This window comes from Vibrio sp. 10N.261.54.E10 (assembly GCF_002877735.2).
GTDB classification, from domain to species: Bacteria; Pseudomonadota; Gammaproteobacteria; order Enterobacterales; family Vibrionaceae; genus Vibrio; species Vibrio crassostreae_C.
The window spans coordinates 634401-652656 of record NZ_MCXE02000001.1 but is presented as its reverse complement, the minus strand read 5'-3'; the positions used below and the strand labels follow the sequence as shown (position 1 = coordinate 652656).

Below are 18256 nucleotides of genomic sequence, written 5' to 3'. Positions count from 1 at the left end.
GTAATTATCCTTTTACTGATCCTGCCGTTAGGCCACGAACAAAATATTTTCCTGCGAAGACATACACCAACAGCGTTGGCAGTGCGGCGATGATCGCGGCAGCCATGTCGACGTTATATTCTTTAACGCCAGTGCTGGTGTTGACTAGGTTGTTTAATGCCACAGTGATCGGCTGAGTATCTGAGCCGGAATAGACCACTCCGAACAAGAAGTCATTCCAAATCGCGGTGAACTGCCAGATCACCGTCACCATGATGATTGGTGTCGAGATCGGTAATAAGATCTTGAAGAAAATCGTAAAGAAGCCAGCACCATCGAGCTTTGCCGCCTTGATCAATTCATCAGGAATAGAGATATAGAAGTTACGGAAAAACAGTGTGGTAAATGCCATACCGTAGATAACGTGCACAATCACCAAGCCGATGGTTGTGTTCGCTAGCCCCATCTTGCCGAGCATGGTTGCCATTGGTAGTAGCACCACTTGGAATGGAATGAAGCAGCCAAATAACAACAAACTAAAGAACAGGTTTGAACCTCTGAATTGCCATTTCGTCACGACATAGCCATTGAATGCACCGAGCAATGTTGAAATCGCAACCGCAGGAATCACCATTTGGAACGAGTTCCAGAAGTAGCCTTTGATGCCTTCACATTTCACGCCTGTACAAGCGGTGTCCCACGCTTTATACCAAGCGTCGAACACCCACTCTTTTGGCAAGCTCATCAGGTTGCCCGCCTTGATATCAGGCAGAGTTTTGAATGACGTCAGCGCCATTACGAACAATGGCATTAGGTACACTAAACAGAAGAAAAGCAGTGCTGAATAAATAAAGATTCGAGCAAAATTGATGTTATTCATCATGACTTTTTCTCCCTAAGTTCAGAGTAAAGATAAGGCACGAGAATCGCTAAGATACCAGCAAGCATCATCATGGCACTGGCAGCACCAAGGCCAATTTGTCCGCGAGTAAAGGAGTGTGCGTACATAAATAGCGCAGGAAGATCCGATGAATAACCGGGGCCACCTGCCGTCATTGCCGTCACAAGGTCAAAGCTCTTAATTGCAATATGAGAAGTAATGATCACCGCACTGAAAACCACAGGGCGCAAGCAAGGTAGAATGATTTTGAGATAGATAGTGGGTAAGCTTGCCCCATCGATTTGAGCCGCTTTGATGATTGAAGAATCGATGCCACGCAGACCGGCTAAGAACATCGCCATCACGAATCCAGAAGACTGCCAAAGTGCTGCAATCACTAAGGTGTAAACCGACATTTCAGAATTGACGAGCCAGTCAAATTTGAAGTCAGTAAATCCCCAGTCTTGCATCAACTTTTCAATGCCAAGACCCGGGTTAAGAATCCATTTCCACGCCGTACCCGTCACGATGAATGACAACGCCATTGGGTAGAGATAGATAGTGCGAATCGCGCCTTCTTGACGGATGTTCTGGTCAAGCAATACCGCTAAACCAACACCTAGCAAGATAGCAATCGCCATGAATAGAAAACCAAACACACCGAGGTTGGTGATAGAGGTGATCCAACGATCGTTATCCATCAGCTTTTCATATTGGGTTAAACCAACGAAGTTGAAGCTCGGAAGAAATCGAGAGTTGGTGAACGACAATGCGGCCGTCCAAAATATATAACCGTAGATACACACCACGGTCACTAACGCAGTTGGCGCCAGCACAATTTTAGGTAACCAATGTTGCAACCTGTCAGCAAAACTCGGTTTCGGTGCAGGCTGGCTCCTTGTGGGTTTTGGAGTCGACTCAGTCAAAACATGCTCCATAACTTATCCTTGTTGCACAATCGAGCCAATGGCTTACCTTTCGGCACCACATCAGCATCACGCATATTAGAATTGGGAGTGAAGAGCAGATAGGCTCCCTACGAGCCTACCCACCCTGGGGGTTCGATAAAGCAACACAACCCGTCACTCACGTGCGTTGTGTGTCACTTATCAAGTTAGATTAGATAGCCGCTTTCACTGCTTTTGCTAACTTAGCTGCCGCTTGTTTCGGATCGGCATCTTTCTCATTGAAGAAGTTGGTCACTACGTCATAGATAGCGCCTTGAGCGTAGCTTGTTGTCGCTAGGCCGTGAGCCATACTCGGAACAAGATCGCCAGATTCAGCACTCGCTTTGAAGGTTGCCATTGAGTCCAACGCACATTGATCAAACTTAGACATGTCCATATCTAGACGTACAGGGATAGAACCTTTGTTAAGGTTGAAGACTTCTTGGAAGTCTTTAGTAAGAATGGTTTTCGCTAGGTCTTGCTGCGCTTTTTGGTTCTCTTTGTCACTTAACTCAAAGAACGCAAAGCTATCGATGTTGAAGGTAAATTGGCCGTCAGTACCTGGAGCTGGTGCACAGATGTAATCTTTACCCGGCACTTTGCCTGCCGCAGTAAACTCACCTTTCGCCCAATCGCCCATGATTTGCATCGCGGCTTCGCCATTGATAACCATTGAAGTTGCGACGTTCCAATCACGACCTGGAGAGTTGCTGTCGATGTAGTCACGCATCTTTTTGAACTTGGTGAACACTTCCACCATCTTGTCGCCAGATAATACGTCCATATCAAGATCAACGAACGCTTTGTTGTAATCTTCACTGCCTAGAACATCAAGAGCCACCGCTTCGAATACGGTTGCGTCTTGCCAAGGTTGACCACCGTGAGCCAATGGAATGAAGCCAGCTGCTTTAATCTTGTCTGCAGCAACAAAGAACTCATCTAACGTAGTTGGAACCGTAACGCCTGATTTTTCTAAAACAACAGGGTTCGCCCAAAGCCAGTTAACACGGTGAACGTTGACAGGAACCGCCACATATTCGCCGTCCCACTTCATCACTTTAGTCACCACCTCTGGCAGTAACTCATCCCATTGTTCTTGTTTAGCAGTCGCATCGAGAGACGTCAGAAAACCTAAACCACCCCACTCTTGAATATCATGACCTTTGATCTGCGCGGCAGATGGAGGATTGCCCGATACTGCTCGAGTTTTCAAAACAGTCATCGCACTTTCACCGCCACCACCCGCAACAGCAAAATCTTTCCAAGTATGGCCTTGTTCTTCAATCATCTCTTTCAGTACCGCTGCGGATTTCGCTTCGCCACCGGCAGTCCACCAGTGAAGCACTTCCACTTCACCAGCTTGAGAAAATGTTGAGGCAGCAAGAAGAGATAGAGTAAGTAGGGTTTTATTGATTTTCATTATTATCTTCCATGTTTTAGCGGACTCGACGTCCGGTTCAATAAAGAGTCTACTTATTCTGATTGATAAGATTGAAACAAAAGGTAAGCCCCATGTAACACAATTGTTACATTACACTTCTAGGCCTGTGGGGATATAGACTTTGGCTTCTAAGCCGCCTTGAGAGGAGTTGCGAATAATGAGATCTCCGCCGTGTCCGTGCAGGATATTTCGGCAGATCCCGAGGCCAAGTCCGTGTCCTTGGTCGTCGGTTGCAAGCCTAAAGTAGGGTTCAAAGACCATCTCTAGCTTGTCTTCTGGGATACCATTGCCACGGTCTTGAATAGTCACGACCACCCAAAGCTCATCACCACTAACTTCCACTACGGCAGATGAACCATACTTAACTGCGTTGTCGATTAAGTTGGTCAGTACACGCTTAATCGCCAGTGGTTTCGCGACCAATGGCTCAATGACAACCGGTTCGAACTCAACTTTTGTCTGATACTGGTTATGAGATTCAATCACAGAGAGCACCATTTCATTGAGGTCAATAATGGCATTATTCTCGTGTAGATCGGTGTCTCTTACCGCTTGCAAAGCACCTTTGACCATCATCTCGAGCTCATCGAGATCTTTATTGAATTTGTCTTTCTTTACTTCACTCTCCAACAACTCTGCACGCAATCTTAGACGTGTTATTGGTGTCTTTAAGTCATGGGAGATCGCAGAAAAAAGGTGCTCTCGGTCGGCAACATAGCGACGAATCCGTTGCTGCATGCGATTAAAGGCTCGGGTTGCGGTGACCAGTTCAGTCGCCCCTTCTTCTTTCAGTTGGGGTTGCTGAATGTCCATGCTCATCTCATTAGCGGCTCTTGCTAACTTTTTAAGAGGGCGTACTTGGCGACGAATCATCAAGTAAGTCAAAACCAAAAGAATAAGTGTTGAGGAAACTAAGAAGATCACCTGCTCTCTGCCAAGAATCGTATCGTCGAGTTTGACGTAAGGCGCAGGCAACAACGCGGCGATATACACCCATTCATGACTGGCTAATTCTATCTGAACAACCAGAATAGGAGGGTTAAGAGGTTCTAAGGTTAAAGTATGATGTGCCCACGATCGTGGGAGATCGCTCAAGTAGATGTCATTTTTAAGCAAACGAAGATGTTCAGGGCGAGAGAAATCAACCCGCACTGATTCGACTTTATTGAGCTTGCTACTCAAAACACTTTCTATCGCTTCAATCGAGGCGGTTTTTAAACGGGTATCAGGGATCGGTTCGACAATCAACGCCTCTTTATTGAAAGAAACGAAGAAGCGCGTACCGCCCATATTGCGGATTTGATCCAACACGATATGGCGATATTTAACGGGCAGAGACTGGAAGAAAGTCACCGTCGAGGCAAACATATTGGCCATGCTTGAAGAGGCAGAACGAATCCCCTCCAGTTCTTTGTGTTTGGATTCGCTATACCAAATAGACGTTGCGATACCTTGAGCTATCACCACAGCTAACAAGGTCAGTAACAATGTTCTGGCAACCAAAGAGTTTGGCTTTAACCGACTCAACCCGTTCATAGGAAATACTTCATTGCCGAGGTGCTCATTAACATCACTTGATTATCAGTGTTCATACTGAACAGGCACAGCGAGGATATAGCCATTACCGCGCATGGTTTTGATGTAGTGAGGATACTTGCCACTGTCGCCCAATCGGCTTCTCAGACGACTAAGCTGCACATCAATGCCTCGCTCAAAAGGCAACGCTTCACGGCCTCTGGTCGCGAATGAGATAGTGTCACGGTCGAGAACTTCGTTAGGGCGAGTTAAGAACAACATCAACAGAGAAAAATCACTGCCCGACAAATCCATCTCTTCCGAGTTTTCATTGTGGGAAATTCGATGCGCTAACGTATCAAGCGTCCAATCACCAAAAACAATCTGTTTTGGCAATGCATCACTTGTCTTGTCATCCACCACTTGAACGCGGCGCAACAACGCTTTGATACGCGCCATTAACTGACGAGGGCTAAACGGCTTGGCAATGTAATCATCAGCACCAATTTCTAAGCCGATAATTTGGTCGGTTTCATCCGATACGGCAGTCAGCATGATGATAGGCACATTCGATTGCTTACGGACGCGTTGACACAAGGTAAAACCATCGTCACCAGGAAGCATCACGTCTAGAAGTATCAGGTCAGGATAACCTTGGCTTTGGAGATGAGTTTCTAGTTCAACACCATCTCCAACCGAAGAGACATCGAAACCCGATTTTGTAAGGTACTCTTCCAGCAACTCGCGGATTTCTTGATCATCATCCACCACGAGAATTCGAGTATTTGTTGGCATCGCCCAAACCTATAAAATTTACAACTTATTCACATAGTGTATAGGCAGGTCGAGTATTTGATTATTGATATGTTTGTAAAATTAGAAGAACAAACAGATAGAGATCACAACTAAGCGACCGCTATCTGTTGGTTTTATACTGATAAGCCGATTTAAGACGAGCAGCTAATCTCCATACCTTTGCCCCACTCAGGAGGTAGAGCCGCAAGGTATTCATAATCCGGGTGTTCCGCATAAGGGTCTGCCAGTACCACCATCAAAGCGTCAATATCGCTGCTATCACCGCGCTCTGCTTTGTCTATCGCTAGCTGAGCTAGGTAGTTTCTGAGGATGTATTTCGGGTTTACCTGTCTCATATTTTCGCAGCGCTCGACCACTGAGCTATCTTCCAATTCGCAGCGTTGTAAGTAGTTATCTACCCACAGTTTTGCTGCCTCTCGATCAATTATCAGATCAATCACTTCTTGTGGCGACAAGGTGTCTAGGTTCGATAGCGTTCTAAAGAACCTTGGGTAGTCGACTTTGTTTTGCGACATCAGCTCGAACATAGACTCAAACAAGCGGCTGTCGCCTTCTTGCTTGGAAAGCAGACCAAGCTTTCGGCGCATCAGTTGGCTGAAATAACCGTTCATTTGTGGCTCGTATTGTTCCAATGCCGCCTCTAAATCAGCTCTCTCCACCAGCGGTGACAACGAGTGTGCCAATGCCGATAAATTCCACATACCGATTCTTGGTTGCTGATTGAACGCATAACGACCTTGGTAATCCGAGTGATTACAGATCAATCTTGGGTCATATTCATCAAGAAACGCGAACGGACCATAATCGAAAGTTTGCCCGATGATCGACATGTTATCGGTGTTCATCACGCCATGAGCAAAACCATTCGCTTGCCACAACGCAATCATCTCCGCGGTACGGTCAACAATCTGATTAAACATAGCAGCGTAGGGTTTCTCTTCATCGAGACACTCAGGGAAGTGCCATTCAATGACTTTATCGGCCAGCAACTTATGCTCAGCCAACTGATTGGTATAAAACAGATGTTCAAAGTGACCGAAACGGATGTGTGATTCGGCAGCACGCACCAACAATGCGCCCCACTCTTGCTTCTCTCGATATACCGGTGTGTCGCTGGTCATCATAGCCAACGCGCGAGTGGTTGGGATATTGAGCCCTGCCATCGCTTCGCTACATAAGTACTCACGAACGGTTGATCGAATAACAGCGCGTCCATCGCCCATACGTGAATAGGGAGTTTTACCGGCACCTTTAAGGTGTAAATCGAACGTTTCGCCACTTTTCGCGACAATTTGAGCTAATAACAGCCCTCTTCCATCACCTAAATCAGGGTTATAAGCACCAAACTGATGGCCTGCGTATTTCATCGATAACGGAGAAAATTGCTCTGGTTCCACATTGCCAGACAAGGTATCTAGCAATTCTTCTGAAGCGCTCTCAAATGACGGAAAGCCAAGGTCAGTTGCAAGGGTTTGATTCCAGGCGAGCCATTGGACATTGCTTAACGGAGTTGGTTGGATTGGGGTATAGAACAGTCGAGGTAATGCAGTAAATCGATTGTTAAATGAAATAGAATCCCAGACAGACATGAGAGATACACTGTAGATAAAAGATAACTTAAGATTATCACAGTTTCGTAACAACTTCAGAAGTGCGATGGCGCTTGTTTATAGAGGTAAGGTGATAAACCATTCCACAGGAAGAAAGTGGTGACTAGGAGTAAATTACTGGGGGATGCTTGCTAGAAGAAGATGACTAAGAAAAAGTTAAGTGGCTAGCCTGATGAGAAAAGCCACATTTATAAGAGAAAGAGTTCTGACTTTGAAGACTTTTTAACAAGTGATTTCATAATAAAAACTAAAACTATAGAGCCATGAAGCTGACTACATTAGAGCAAGAATACCCACTAGAGAAAGGGTAGAGAAAATCCAAGTACGACTGATTACGCCAAAGTTACTGTGTTGAATCATTTCTTGATGCTGCATATGTCTCTCCTTGAGAACGTGATGGTGTAACTACAATATATCGGCTTTTCGCCAAAAGCAGCAAGCACATTAATATTAACCTTTTATGACAGCATCAAGAATATTCTGTAACCATTCACCTCTCTGATAAAACAGAAAGTTATGCTCGACTGGTCGTCGAAAGCAGTGCGCCAGCCCCAATAAAGACACCTCCAGTGACACGATTAAAGACCTTGGCTCGACCTTTCGCAAACAACCAATTTGACGACTTCGCCCCCAAGTAGGCATACACCAATAACCAAGACAATTCCATCACTGCGAAGGTAAAAGCAAACACGGTAAACTGTGGTAATAGCGCAATTGAGGGATCAATAAACTGTGGGAAAAGTGCAGTAAAAAACAAGATAGCTTTGGGGTTACTCGCGCCAACAATAAAGCCACTTAAGTAATGCTGCGCAGCGCTTTCTTTGACAGATTGAGCACCGCCTTGTTGATCCGATAACTTGTCATAATCTTGTTGGCTAGAGCGCAGAGACTTCCAACCGAGGAAGATCAGATAAGCTGCACCAGTCCATTTTATGACATTAAATACCACTTCAGACGAAGCAATAATTACCCCTAGCCCGGTAAACGATAAAGTTAAAATACCAGTAATCGCAGTTAAGCTCCCCAAGGCAGTAAATATCGATAATTTAAAGCCAGATTGCACACCTTTGGTCATGCACAATAAAGAACTTGGGCCTGGTGATGCCGTTAAAATTAGCACCGCTAATAAATAATAAATCCATGTATCAAAGCTCATCGTGAATCCTCCTTAACTCACTAAAACGACTAAATATTAAACACCAATATGTAATAAGCCCTCATATTAATCAACTAAATATTGCGCTTAACGTCTTCGATAAAAATGCAAACATCTTTAATCTAGGCAATAAAAAACGCCATGCATTGCTGCATGGCGTTTAAATAAAAACGTTTCAAATCGAACGTCTTACTAGATGTCAGGTTCTAAGCTTACAGCCCTAAGATAGGGGCACTAACCTAATAATTGAAACCTAGTCTTTGTAGATAGAGAACTCATCAGCGCAAGCAACAAGCTGCTCACGAGTGATCATGAATACGCCATGACCACCGTTAGAGAATTCAATCCAAGTGAATGGAATCTCTGGGTACTGATCCATCATATGAACCATTGAGTTACCAACTTCACAGATAAGAATACCGTCGTCAGTTAGGTAGTCTGGTGCATTAGCTAAGATGCGACGAACCAATTTCAGACCGTCTGTACCCGCTGCTAGGCCAAGTTCTGGCTCGTGAGTAAACTCATCTGGCAGGCTGTTCATATCTTCTTCGTCCACGTAAGGTGGGTTAGATACGATCAGGTTGTATTTCTCTTTTGGCAAATCACGGAAAAGATCTGAACGGATTGGGAACACTTGCTGCTCCATGCCGTGATCTTGAACGTTCTGCTCTGCAACTTGCAATGCGTCAGTAGAGATATCAATCGCATCTACTTCAGCGTCTGGGAATGCGTGAGCACAAGCAATAGCGATACAACCACTACCCGTACACATATCCATGATGCGAGTTGGCTCTTCAGTTAACCAAGGTTGGAATTGAGCTTCGATCAGCTCACCAATTGGAGAACGAGGCACAAGAACGCGCTCATCAACGAAGAACTCAAGACCACAGAACCAAGCTTTGTTGGTTAGGTAAGCCGTTGGTGTACGATCATTAATACGCTTGATTACGCGCTCAACAATACGTAGACGTTCGCTGCTCGTTAGACGAGAGTTCATCACATGCGAAGGAACATCAATCGGCAGATAAAGAGTAGGTAAGATAAGTTGTACTGCCTCATCCCACGCGTTATCAGTGCCGTGACCATAAAATAGGCCCGCTGCGTTAAAGCGGCTAACAGTCCAACGAATCACATCTTGAAGCGTGTGTAGTTCTGATACCGCTTCTTCTACAAAAATCTTATCCAAAATTGTCTCCGAAAAGCGCTACAATACTGCTAATTACGTTTCTAATTAGAATTCATAACCTGATGAGCAAAAAAGACACCGACTTCGATGACGATTTCGCCCTGTTCAACGATGCAGTAAAGGGCGTTAAAAAGTTGCAACAGGATACCATAGTCCAGCAGCCAAAAAGAAATGCCAAGCAAAAAGAAATTACTCGAACGGCAAGACAAGCCAGTGATAGCGAGTTTTATTTCTCGGATGAGTTCATTCCGCATCTTAGCGAAGACGGTCCGACGCGTTATGCGCGTGATGATGTCTCTAAATATGAGGTCAAGCGCCTCCGTCGTGGTGTCTACGTGCCTGACGTGTATCTCGATATGCATGGTATGACTCAACAAGAAGCCAAACGTGAGCTTGGCGCGATGATTGCGCACTGCGTGAAAGAGAGCGTGGCGTGTGCCTGTGTTCAACACGGTATCGGTAAACACATCCTTAAACAGAAGGTGCCTTTGTGGTTAGCACAGCACCCAGACGTGATGGCTTTCCACCAAGCGCCGTTAGAGTTTGGCGGCAATGGCGCGCTGTTAGTCTTGCTTTCGGTTCCTGAGAAGTAATTCTGGTTAACAAACTCTCTCTCACCAAAAAACAACAAAGGGCATCCCAATCATATTGAGATGCCCTTTCTAATTGTCTGCAACTTTGTCATCAAACAGAGCTCAACGAGCTTATGGATTGATGTTCCAAAGCAACTCACCTTTTTGTGTCTCAAGGTTGAAGTCGATACACGCTAGGCCCGAAGTGGGAAACATAGGCGGCGCCATGCCTGTTGCAAACTCTGCAGTTAGGTAGCCAACTAGAGGTAAATGAGAAACAAATAAAATGGTCTCTAGTTTTTCTACTTCAGCCATTGCTAAGGTCAAATCAAACACATCGTCGGACATTCCATAAGGCGTAATATCATCACAGGTTTCTACTTTCTTTCCAGAAAACGCCTGAGAGATCTCTAACCACGTTTCTTGTGCCCTTAAATATGGGCTCACCAGCACTTTATCGAATTGACTAATCCCCTGCTCATTTGCAGCTTGTGCCACTGCAAGAGAAGCCATTTTCCCGCGCTTGGTCAACGCTCGTTCTGCATCCGAATCCGCAAAATGCTCTGCTTCACCGTGGCGCATAATGAATATTTTCATGTTCAATCCTGTCTTCGTAACATGTCGAAAGTCGATATATCCCATATATCAGCGAAACGCTACTTAGGTTTGGCTCTCAATCCAGAGAAACCGCAGTCAATATAAATAATTATATCAAGTCACTTGCCAAAGAGTTCGACTTTCTTAACAATCTTGTTAAAAGAAAATAAATTACTGATAAAAATCGATAAAAGTGATTTAGAAATCGCCAAAAAGCACTTCATATCCCAAAATATGATCACAAGGTTTGCACGCCGAATCATCGGGTACATAATTTAAAAACCACCTTCTCTGGAGATGCTCCTGTGCACTTAAGCCCAAATGATGAACATCAATACCGCTACATAACCTTAAATAACGGGTTACGTGTACTGTTAGTTCAGGATCAAAATGCTCAAAAAGCAGCAGCCGCATTAGCCGTCAATGTGGGGCATTTTGATGACCCTACAGACCGAGAGGGTTTAGCTCACTACTTAGAGCATATGCTATTTTTGGGAACTGAAAAGTATCCAAAGGTCGGAGAGTTCCAAAGTTTTATCAGCCAGCATGGCGGTAGCAACAACGCTTGGACAGGAACAGAGCACACCTGCTTCTTTTTTGATGTTGAATTGAATGCCTTTGAAACCGCACTCGATCGCTTCAGCCAATTTTTTACCGCTCCCCTTTTCAACGAAGAAGCGTTAGACAAAGAACGCCAAGCCGTTGACTCCGAATACAAGATGAAACTCAACGACGACTCACGACGCTTGTACCAAGTTACCAAAGAACTGGTGAATCACAATCACCCATTCTCGAAGTTTTCTGTCGGTAATATCGATACGTTGGGCGACAGAAACGGCGAGACGATTCGACAAGAGATCTTGGCTTTCCACCAGCAACAATACTCTGCTGACTTGATGACACTGACACTGTCTGGCAATCAGTCGTTAGATGAGATGCAAAGCTGGGTTGAGGATCGCTTTAGCTCAATCACCAATCACAACCTACAAGGCAAAAAGGTTGAAGTTCCGATTGTCGGCGAGTTAAGTACGGGTGTACAAGTCCGCGTTGAGCCGATTAAAGAAGTGCGCAAACTGATCTTAACCTTCCCGATGCCAAGCATGGACGAACACTACGGCGTTAAGCCTTTGTCGTTCTTTGCCCACCTTTTAGGTTACGAAGGTGAAGGCAGTTTGATGATGCAACTCAAAGAGAAAGGCTGGATAACATCTCTCTCTGCAGGTGGTGGCGCGAGTGGCAGTAACTACCGTGATTTCACAGTCAGTTGCTCATTGACCATAGAAGGTTTAACCAAAACCGATAACATCATCCAAGCGATATTTCAGTACATCAAGTTAGTCGAACAACAAGGCATAGAAGAGTGGCGCTACCTAGAAAAACGCGCCGTTTTAGAGTCTGCTTTCCGCTTTCAAGAGCCAGCAAGACCGCTTGATGTGGTCAGCCACCTTGTTATCAACATGCAGCACTACCAAGAGCAAGATGTGGTGTATGGCGATTACAAAATGTCGCATTTCGATGACGAATTACAGCGTGCTTTGCTGCCTTACTTAACCGTCGACAACATGCGGGCAACCATTGTTGCTCAGGGATTCGAGTATGACAGGGAAGCGAAGTGGTACTTTACGCCCTACTCGGTCACACCTTTTAGCGCTGAACAAGTTCAATGCTTTACGTGCATTAACCCCGGTTGGCAGTTTGAACTCCCAAGCAAAAACCCGTTTATTTGCTACGATCTAGACCCGACTGAACTCGAAGGTGACGCTAAGTTCCCACAACTGTTAGAAGAGCTCGATGGCTTTAAGCTATGGCATCTGCAAGACCATCAATTCCGGGTGCCAAAAGGTGTGGTGTATGTTGCTATCGATAGCCCGCACTCAGTCGCTAGCCCAAGAAATATCGTTAAAACACGCTTGTGTGTAGAAATGTTCTTAGACTCACTCGAAAAAGATACGTATCAGGCTGAAATCGCCGGAATGGGCTACAACATGTACACCCATCAGGGCGGTGTAACGCTCACTCTGTCCGGGTTTAGCGAGAAACAGCCACAACTGCTCAATATGATTCTTGAACGTTTCCAAGCACGCGACTTTAGTCCAACACGCTTCGAAACCATCAAGCATCAATTACTCAGAAACTGGAACAACGCGTCGCAAGATCGCCCTATTTCGCAGTTGTTTAATGCAATGACTGGGATACTTCAACCAAATAACCCGCCCTATTCCGTGTTAATTGAAGCCCTAGAAACGATAGAGGTCGATGAGCTCTCCTCTTTTGTTCAAGCAATCTTGGCGGAACTTCATGTTGAGATGTTTGTGTATGGCGACTGGAAAAAAGCCGATGCACACAAGATGGCTGAAACGCTAAAAGATGCACTGCGTGTTCAAGATCAGGCTTACGAAGAATCACTGCGTCCGCTCATCATGCTCGGTGAAAACGGCAGCTTCCAACGTGAAGTGGTGTGTAACCAAGATGATTCAGCAATTGTGGTTTATTACCAATGCCCTGATATTTCACCTAAAAATATCGCGCTGTATTCATTGGCAAACCATTTGATGTCGGCCACTTTCTTCCATGAGATACGAACCAAGCAGCAGCTAGGTTACATGGTCGGTACTGGCAATATGCCGCTCAACCGACACCCTGGAATTGTGTTGTATGTGCAATCACCGAATGCAGCCCCTGCTGACTTGTTAGGCTCGATAGATGAGTTCCTCAATGCCTTTTACATGGTGCTGTTAGAGCTTAACGACTATCAATGGCACAGCAGTAAGCGCGGCCTATGGAATCAGATTTCGACACCAGATACGACTTTGCGAGGGCGTGCTCAGCGCTTATGGGTTGCGATAGGCAATAAGGATGTTGAGTTCAACCAAAGAGAGCGCGTATTAGAAGACCTTAAAGGGTTAACTCGCTCTGACATGATGCGTTTTGTGGTTAGCCAGCTAAAACCACGCACGGCAAATCGCCTGATTATGCATGCTCACGGTAATGCTCATAATGAGGAAGAGAAGCTGTCAGCAGGTGTGGAGATTGGATCAATTGATGAGTTTCAGTTACGCCCTAAAGACTGCGAACTTGGGTGATAAAGCTGAGATGAAAATCATAAGGTTGATGTGAAAGCATCAACCTTTTTTCTTGGATGAAGCACAAAATCAGATCTCCTATTACGCTCCTTCGTCGCTTTAGGAGATGACGGTAGTTTCGATGGCAATGCATTAGCCACAATCCCCCTATTAGCACGAATAGCTTACTTTCAGCCTCTCTTTCGTCATTCCTAAGAGGGAGGAACGACGAGTTGGGAATCTCCCTACACACCGATCATGTCCGCCAAAACACACAACTCGATATTACCCAGTCGAACATATCACTGCCCCGTCATTCCCGAGAAGGAAGAATGACTGAGTCACGAATCTTTCGCGCCACACAAGATTTCCCAATCGAACGTATCACTGCCTCGTCATTCCCGAGAAGGAGGAACGACTGAGTCGGGAATCTCATTCCTTTCACACTCGTTCATAAAACAGAAAAGCCCGCATCAATTGCTTGATACGGGCTTCTTAATCAATGAGTTAGAGAGTTACTTGTAGAAAGACTCACCCAATCCAGCACGTGTCAGTAGGCCATCACATGGCGCGAAACGATCACCGTACTTCTTAGCGAAATCGTTCATCATCTCAACCAGTGACTTAATGCCGATTTGATCCATATAACGGAACGGACCACCTAGGAATGGCGGGAAACCGATACCGAAAATCGCACCGATGTCACCATCACGAGGGCTGCGGATAATGCCGTCGTCTAGACAACGAACCGCTTCGTTTAGCATAGGTAACACACAGCGCATCGCGATATCGTTATCGCTCAACTTAGGATCTGGTTGCAGCTTAAGCAGCTTGTAAACTGACTTATCCACTTCCTTCTTCTTGCCTTTGTAAGTGTAGAAACCTTTACCACTCTTACGGCCTTTACGATTGTCATTCAAAAGAATATCGAACACATCAGGACCTTGGAAACGATCGCCAAGCTCATTCACTAAAATCGGAATGATCTTCGCACCGATATCAACACCCACCTCATCTAATAAAGTGATAGGACCAACCGGGAAACCGAAGTCCAATAACGTGCTGTCGAGCTTTTCAATCGGCTCGTTCGCTAGCAGTAAATGCGCTGCTTCGTTCATGTACGGAGCAAGAATACGGTTCACATAAAAACCAGCCGTGTCTTTCACAACAATCGGCGTTTTACCTTGCTTCTTCGCTAATGCAACAACCGTAGAAATCGTCTCTTCTGACGTAGTTTCATGAGGGATAACTTCTACTAGCGGCATTTTTTCGGCTGGGCTGAAGTAGTGAAGACCGACCACGTTTTCTGGTCGCTGCGCCTTCTCCGCAATCTTATGGATCGGCAATGAAGACGTATTCGTCGCGAAAATAGTCTCTGGCTTGGCATTGGCTTCGATGTCCGCAACCATTGACTGCTTAAGGTCGAGGTCTTCAAATACCGCTTCAATCACCACATCGGTGTGATTAAAGCTCGTAAAGTCGATACCACCAGACAGTTGAAGCATCTTACTTTCAAGGCCCGCTCGGCTCAGAATGCGACGCTTACGCTGCTTATCGAACAACTTGAAGTTGTAGTTAAGCGCGTTCAGTACACCTTCATTTGATACGTCTTTAATGCGTACAGGCACTTTCGCCTTAGCAACACTGACATGGCTGATGCCTGCGCCCATAAGACCACCGCCTAGCACACCAACACGCTTAACCGCTTTGGGTTCTGCGTCTGCGCCGTGTTCTTTTTTCATTTCCGTGGTTGCAAAGAAAATCGAACGAAGGGCTTTAGACTCTGAAGTCATAACCAGTTCTGAGAAACGCTTCGCTTCATACTGAAGACCTTTATCAAAGCCGTTCTCAAGGCCATAACGAATCACGTCTAAAATCGCATCCGCTGCTGGGTAATTGCCGCGTGTTTTCTGATTGGTCTTCTTAGAAGCTTGTTCAAAAATCACTTTACGACCAAGGCCGTTACGTGAAATCAGCTTTTCTTTGGTCGACGCTTGGCTTTTCGACGCAAGGCGCTTACCTTTTTTACTGCCCGTATTCTTTTCAACAAAGCTTTTAGCGACTTCAAGCAGGATAGTTTCAGGCACACAAGCATCGACAACACCGAGCGATTTCGCTTTCTTAGCGCGCAGTTGCTTACCCGTAAGGATTAGGTCAAGAGATGGCAGCAAACCAATAAGGCGAGGTAGACGCTGTGTACCGCCAGAGCCTGGTAACAGACCTAACTGTACTTCTGGCAGACCAACGCGAGTCTTATCTGAATCGGTAGATACACGGTAATCACACGCCAGTGCAAGCTCTAAACCACCACCTAAACATGGGCCGTGAATCGCTGCGACTACTGGGTACGGTAGTTCAGAAAGCGTTTGGAACATCTCCTGCCCTTGGCGAGCCAGAGACTGTGCTTCGTCAGCCGTTTTACACGCATCAAGCATTCTTACATCAGCACCAGCGATAAAGTTATCTGGCTTAAGAGAATGAACGATTAGGCCCTTAACTCGGCTTTGCTTTTCTTTGAGTTGCTCGAAGATGGCTTTCATTTCTTCAGCAAAAGCCGCTTGCAGCGTGTTCATTTTCTCGTTTGGTACATCAATCGCTAACCAAGCAATATCTTGCTCATCGATATTGAGAGTAAATGCTGTCGCTTTCTTTTTGGTTGATTCAGTCGCAGAGGTTGAATCTGGTTGAGCGACTGTTTCTTTTTCTGTTGTTGCATCAAGAGTCGTAGACATTATTCTACCTCCAAGATCATTGCTGCACCTAAACCACCAGCCGCACACGCTGTGTTCAGTGCCAAGCCGCCACCGCGACGTTTCAGTTCACGTAATGTTTGAGTCATCATGCGTGCGCCAGTCGCTGCAAACGGATGTCCGTAAGCAATCGAGCTACCCAGCACGTTGAACTTCTCCATATCAATCTCACCGATCGCTTTATCGCGGCCAAGATTCTTCTGTGCAAACTCATCGCTTGCGAACATTTTCACGTTAGCCAAAACTTGGGCAGCGAATGCTTCGTGCATTTCGATCAGTGTTAGGTCTGACAACTCTAAACCGGTGTTCTTTAATACTTGTGAGGTCGCGTAAGTCGGGCCCATCAGCATATCTGTTTCAACACCAATCGCTGAGAACGCATAACCACGAATATAACCAAGCACTTCTAAGCCTAGTTCTTTCGCTTTACCTTCGCGCATCAACATCACTGCTGCACCGCCATCGGTAAGAGGCGTAGCATTGGCTGCCGTTACACTGCCGTACTTTCTATCAAAAGCAGGACGTAGCTTGGCGTATCCTTCAACCGTTGAGTCGTGGCGAATGTTGTTGTCTTCCGCTAGATACTTTTTGTAAGGTGCCGGGAATGCCGTCATCACTTCGTCTTTAATCTTGCCTTCTTTCCATGCCTGAGAAGCCAAAGAGTGAGAACGGTGAGCAAGTGCATCTTGAGCTTCGCGAGTAATACCATGCGTCTTAGCCATTTGCTCAGCCGTTTGTCCCATGGATAAACCGGTCGAGTATTCAGCAACTGCAGGTGGTACTGGCATCAAATCTTTTACGGAAAGTGTTTTAAGAATTTTCAGCTTTTGACCCATAGTTTTCGTTTTACTCAGCGCTAATAGATTTGCCGCTAACTTTTTCGAAACACCGATAGGCAATACAGAAGAAGAGTCCGCACCGCCCGCAATACCGATATCAATCGTGCCAGCCATAATGCTTTCGGTCACGTTAACTGCCGCTTGGAAGCTGGTCGCACATGCTCGTGTGACACTGTAGGCATCGGTATTGATGTTCATGCCTGTGCCCAACACGATTTCACGCGCAATGTTCGGCGCTTCTGGCATTTGCACTACTTGGCCGAACACAACTTGTTCGATAAGCGCAGGATCGACATCCGTTCTTGCAAGCATTTCGCTCACAACCATTTTGCCTAGGTCAACCGCAGGCACTTGGCTAAATTCTGTGCTCTGACGAGCAAATGGGGTTCGTAATCCAGCGACAACGGCAACACGTTCTCCAGAACGCGTTTTGACTTCCTGTTTGCCCATGGTTTCTCCTTAAAGTTAAGAGGTCTGACCTGAAGCATTGTAAAGAAGTTGTTAATTAAATCAAACGAGCGTTTAAATAAACGTGATACGAGTATCTCACTGTTTGAAAATATAACTGCACATTCAGGCGAACCTTTTTGGGGGAAAGGTTGTCCTAAGAGACTAAACTATTGCTAGTTGAGACTGTTATGTGTGGGTAAAGAGTCGATGGTTTTGTATCAGAGTATTTTCTGAAGGCAAAAAAAAACCACACAAAGCTGTGTGGTTGGAATGTATATAAAGCAATTAACTTAGCGCCAATTGAAATAATCAGTTTCCTGATTAGGAGAAAGTAAAGTCAGCCTTCAAAAGGAAGTGTCGTCTTGCTCAACATGCTAGCCACGAATGACTAACTAGACGACAAGGTGTACTATAACGGGTTCGAGGCCTTAGATTTTGAAGTAGATCAATTTTAAT

The 18256-nt window shown here is 45.6% G+C and carries 13 protein-coding genes; 2 read left to right on the top strand and 11 right to left on the bottom strand.

Annotation, left to right across the window (positions count from 1 at the left end):
• Window positions 1-4: 4 nt before the first annotated feature.
• The 8 genes from BCU07_RS02890 to prmB all read right to left on the bottom strand — a co-directional run bounded on the left by BCU07_RS02890 (window position 5) and on the right by prmB (window position 9530).
• The gene (locus BCU07_RS02890) at window positions 5-862 is read right to left on the bottom strand and encodes a carbohydrate ABC transporter permease (protein WP_004736059.1); all 858 of its coding nucleotides are present in this window, start codon (window positions 860-862) and stop codon (window positions 5-7) included.
• On the bottom strand, window positions 859-1797 hold the full coding sequence (locus tag BCU07_RS02885; protein ID WP_010439457.1) for a carbohydrate ABC transporter permease: 939 nt from the start codon (window positions 1795-1797) through the stop codon (window positions 859-861). Before BCU07_RS02885 ends, BCU07_RS02890 begins: the two co-directional genes overlap by 4 nt.
• Window positions 1798-1978: 181 nt before the next feature.
• Window positions 1979-3226 carry an ABC transporter substrate-binding protein gene (locus BCU07_RS02880; protein WP_004736057.1) on the bottom strand — a complete coding sequence of 416 codons (1248 nt, stop codon included), beginning with the start codon at window positions 3224-3226 and terminating at the stop codon, window positions 1979-1981.
• Window positions 3227-3337: 111 nt separating this feature from the next.
• A complete protein-coding gene (locus tag BCU07_RS02875; protein ID WP_102429097.1) occupies window positions 3338-4783 on the bottom strand; it encodes an ATP-binding protein in 1446 nt (481 codons plus the stop codon).
• A 45-nt stretch (window positions 4784-4828) separates the two neighbouring features.
• Window positions 4829-5557, bottom strand: coding sequence for a response regulator (locus BCU07_RS02870; protein WP_017066145.1), 729 nt, complete (start codon window positions 5555-5557; stop codon window positions 4829-4831).
• Window positions 5558-5709: 152 nt separating this feature from the next.
• The gene (locus BCU07_RS02865; protein WP_102429096.1) at window positions 5710-7167 is read right to left on the bottom strand and encodes a protein adenylyltransferase SelO; all 1458 of its coding nucleotides are present in this window, start codon (window positions 7165-7167) and stop codon (window positions 5710-5712) included.
• A gap of 535 nt (window positions 7168-7702) precedes the next feature.
• Complete coding sequence (locus BCU07_RS02860) at window positions 7703-8344, bottom strand: LysE family translocator (protein ID WP_017060639.1); 642 nt, start codon at window positions 8342-8344, stop codon at window positions 7703-7705.
• A 253-nt stretch (window positions 8345-8597) separates the two neighbouring features.
• Complete coding sequence (gene prmB / locus BCU07_RS02855; protein ID WP_017060640.1) at window positions 8598-9530, bottom strand: 50S ribosomal protein L3 N(5)-glutamine methyltransferase; 933 nt, start codon at window positions 9528-9530, stop codon at window positions 8598-8600.
• A 62-nt stretch (window positions 9531-9592) separates the two neighbouring features.
• Here prmB and smrB point away from each other — a divergent pair, with 62 nt between their 5' ends.
• Window positions 9593-10123 (top strand): endonuclease SmrB, encoded by a 531-nt coding sequence (smrB, locus tag BCU07_RS02850; protein ID WP_017064096.1) that lies wholly within the window; start codon window positions 9593-9595, stop codon window positions 10121-10123.
• Between the two features lie 111 nt (window positions 10124-10234).
• Here the strand turns inward: smrB and sixA are convergent, their stop codons facing one another.
• Window positions 10235-10699 carry a phosphohistidine phosphatase SixA gene (gene sixA / locus BCU07_RS02845; protein WP_019824826.1) on the bottom strand — a complete coding sequence of 155 codons (465 nt, stop codon included), beginning with the start codon at window positions 10697-10699 and terminating at the stop codon, window positions 10235-10237.
• A gap of 305 nt (window positions 10700-11004) precedes the next feature.
• On the opposite strand from sixA, the gene BCU07_RS02840 reads away from it, so the two are divergent.
• Entirely contained in the window at window positions 11005-13782 is a 2778-nt protein-coding gene (locus tag BCU07_RS02840; protein ID WP_102429095.1) for an insulinase family protein, read from the top strand.
• Window positions 13783-14276: 494 nt separating this feature from the next.
• Here BCU07_RS02840 and fadJ read toward each other — a convergent pair whose 3' ends face one another.
• Both fadJ and fadI read right to left on the bottom strand, forming a co-directional pair.
• Window positions 14277-16493, bottom strand: coding sequence for a fatty acid oxidation complex subunit alpha FadJ (gene fadJ, locus BCU07_RS02835; RefSeq protein ID WP_102429094.1), 2217 nt, complete (start codon window positions 16491-16493; stop codon window positions 14277-14279).
• On the bottom strand, window positions 16493-17800 hold the full coding sequence (fadI, locus tag BCU07_RS02830) for an acetyl-CoA C-acyltransferase FadI (RefSeq protein WP_017060645.1): 1308 nt from the start codon (window positions 17798-17800) through the stop codon (window positions 16493-16495). The genes fadJ and fadI overlap by 1 nt, the downstream gene beginning before the upstream one ends.
• Window positions 17801-18256: the final 456 nt, after the last annotated feature.

Bases quoted from the DNA above. Each gene is read 5' to 3' on its own strand.
- BCU07_RS02890 (WP_004736059.1), bottom strand. From the start codon at position 862: ATGATGAATAACATCAATTTTGCTCGAATCTTTATTTATTCAGCACTG.
- BCU07_RS02885 (WP_010439457.1), bottom strand. From the start codon at position 1,797: ATGGAGCATGTTTTGACTGAGTCGACTCCAAAACCCACAAGGAGCCAG.
- BCU07_RS02880 (WP_004736057.1), bottom strand. From the start codon at position 3,226: ATGAAAATCAATAAAACCCTACTTACTCTATCTCTTCTTGCTGCCTCA.
- BCU07_RS02875 (WP_102429097.1), bottom strand. From the start codon at position 4,783: ATGAACGGGTTGAGTCGGTTAAAGCCAAACTCTTTGGTTGCCAGAACA.
- BCU07_RS02870 (WP_017066145.1), bottom strand. From the start codon at position 5,557: ATGCCAACAAATACTCGAATTCTCGTGGTGGATGATGATCAAGAAATC.
- BCU07_RS02865 (WP_102429096.1), bottom strand. From the start codon at position 7,167: ATGTCTGTCTGGGATTCTATTTCATTTAACAATCGATTTACTGCATTA.
- BCU07_RS02860 (WP_017060639.1), bottom strand. From the start codon at position 8,344: ATGAGCTTTGATACATGGATTTATTATTTATTAGCGGTGCTAATTTTA.
- smrB (WP_017064096.1), top strand. From the start codon at position 9,593: ATGAGCAAAAAAGACACCGACTTCGATGACGATTTCGCCCTGTTCAAC.
- sixA (WP_019824826.1), bottom strand. From the start codon at position 10,699: ATGAAAATATTCATTATGCGCCACGGTGAAGCAGAGCATTTTGCGGAT.
- fadJ (WP_102429094.1), bottom strand. From the start codon at position 16,493: ATGTCTACGACTCTTGATGCAACAACAGAAAAAGAAACAGTCGCTCAA.
- fadI (WP_017060645.1), bottom strand. From the start codon at position 17,800: ATGGGCAAACAGGAAGTCAAAACGCGTTCTGGAGAACGTGTTGCCGTT.